Source organism: Paenibacillus alginolyticus DSM 5050 = NBRC 15375, assembly GCF_000422905.1.
GTDB lineage: Bacteria > Bacillota > Bacilli > Paenibacillales > NBRC-103111 > Paenibacillus_E > Paenibacillus_E alginolyticus.
Genome location: NZ_AUGY01000212.1, coordinates 1 through 1,834, shown reverse-complemented (window position 1 = coordinate 1,834; position 1,834 = coordinate 1). Strand labels below are relative to the sequence as shown.

Below are 1,834 nucleotides of genomic sequence, written 5' to 3'. Positions count from 1 at the left end.
CCTTCCTCGCCAGCCGTACTATTATTATAAAACGCACTGAATAAATTTTCATTATTCCGTGGTGCCCCGTGAGGGGCATGGTTGGCTAACGGAAACGATAGCACCATGACAACAGGCAGTTGGAGGTGTAAGCATGCATCGAATAATTATTTTCATGTTAATTATGATTTTTTTCACCGCTTGTCGTCAGGAGCCGTTACTGGATAATCACACAACAGTATCGGTCGCCAATGTAAATGTCGGAGAAGGCATGGTTTTGTTCAAGCACATGAATGATAATATGGAGCTTAAGGAAAGGGAATTCTCTGGTTCTGATGTTGTTGTTGATCCGAGTTATTACAAATCCAATAGCGTCCAAAGAGGCGACATCATTTATTACCAAAAACCACAGGCGGCGAAATCCAATAACGGATCGCCAGATACAGAGATCTCTAGGGTAGTAGCACTTCCTGGAGAAAGTATTCGAATTGAAAAAGGTCTGATCTTTATCAATGGAAGAACACTCGATACCTTTTATGGTCAAGCACTTTGGGGGGGAATGAACGTAGAAGAATTAAATAAAATGATTAATAGTGATTCCAATTCGGAGAACATCAAAAAGGTGATTAAGATTATTCAGGAAAGCGATGAAACCAACAAGAAAGAATTCAAAGTTCCTGACGGGCAGTATTATATTATTGGCGATAACTGGATTCGAAGTGGGGATAGCAGACATTATGGTCCGATTTCAAAAGACAGCATTTTTGGTAAAGTTATCGGATATAAAAAGTGATTTTTTAGTTGTAATAGGATTAGATCGATTTCTTCATCAGGAAAAACATAAGAATACACCGATCGGACATTTTTTTCCTATACGATTTAGCTAGGTAACGGAACGGATATGGCTTTAGCGTTGATGATTTTAATAACGGTTTTACTTGGAACTACTGTGGTGCTGCTTTATGGGAAAGTGGATATCAAGCGGATCATGATTCCGATGTTGATTTTATTCATTGGAGATTTCTTGCTTCTATATGCAAAATTTATAGTGGGGGACGACTTTCTAACGGTTGTTCTTTACCTGCCCGCAGTGATCATACTTTTAATCGCGCTGATCTCGTTAGTCATTATTGGGATAAAAATGGTGACAGGAAAAAAAGCAAGAAAAAGATCTTTGCAATTTTGCTTTCCTTTATTATGACAATTGTCATTATTGCTGTGCCAGCTTTAACGCAAATTGATAAATTCAAACTTTATAAGGACGACTATTTTGCTGTTTCGGATTCACTTTTTAGAGCTTATGATGAGGGCAAATTAGCAGGTAAAGGAATGTTTCGATCACCTCCCAGCAAGATTGATTCAGACGAACTAAAGAAGCTCTTCTCGGGTAAATTGATCAGTAAAATGAAAACATTAAACCGCTCTGCTGGTGTAGTTTCTTATAGTGTCGCAGATAAAGATGTCAACTATTTTATGTTTAGTCCTGGTTTGCAATCCATTGATGGAATTGCCATATGCAGGAATGGTAAAAATCCTTCCACAGATAGCAGACTGGAAACATTCTTTCAACACGCACGGTATGAACTTATAACGGATGGTGTTTATTATTTTAGTGGTGGATAGTAGCTCTGAAATGGTGATCTTGCCCTCTTCCTAAAGGGACGTTGTTTTATATGAGTGTAAGGCAATATGTGAAGAAAACTGCTATCGTCAAAGTGGTAATCATTGAGAAAGTCCGATTCTTTTTATTTGAAGCTTGATACAATTGATTACGCTCCCTCGTTATGATTTGATTTTCTCACGCAAGCTCGTGTATTCGCAGGATTTCATCCTCTTTGATATCGGACGATGAAGG

The 1,834-nt window shown here is 38.2% G+C and carries 3 protein-coding genes; all 3 read left to right on the top strand.

Going from position 1 to position 1,834, the window contains the following annotated elements; genetic code table 11:
• The first annotated feature begins 133 nt into the window (after nt 1-133).
• A complete protein-coding gene (gene lepB, locus G519_RS0138185; RefSeq protein WP_029199006.1) occupies nt 134-772 on the top strand; it encodes a signal peptidase I in 639 nt (212 codons plus the stop codon).
• 108 nt (nt 773-880) lie between these two features.
• The gene (locus G519_RS0138180) at nt 881-1,180 is read left to right on the top strand and encodes a hypothetical protein (RefSeq protein WP_029199005.1); all 300 of its coding nucleotides are present in this window, start codon (nt 881-883) and stop codon (nt 1,178-1,180) included.
• Nucleotides 1,177-1,602 carry a hypothetical protein gene (locus tag G519_RS0138175; protein ID WP_127528346.1) on the top strand — a complete coding sequence of 142 codons (426 nt, stop codon included), beginning with the start codon at nt 1,177-1,179 and terminating at the stop codon, nt 1,600-1,602. The genes G519_RS0138180 and G519_RS0138175 overlap by 4 nt, the downstream gene beginning before the upstream one ends.
• The last annotated feature ends 232 nt before the right edge of the window (nt 1,603-1,834 follow it).

Coding starts and splice junctions, on each gene's coding strand:
- lepB (WP_029199006.1), top strand. CDS start 134: ATGCATCGAATAATTATTTTCATGTTAATTATGATTTTTTTCACCGCT.
- G519_RS0138180 (WP_029199005.1), top strand. CDS start 881: ATGGCTTTAGCGTTGATGATTTTAATAACGGTTTTACTTGGAACTACT.
- G519_RS0138175 (WP_127528346.1), top strand. CDS start 1,177: ATGACAATTGTCATTATTGCTGTGCCAGCTTTAACGCAAATTGATAAA.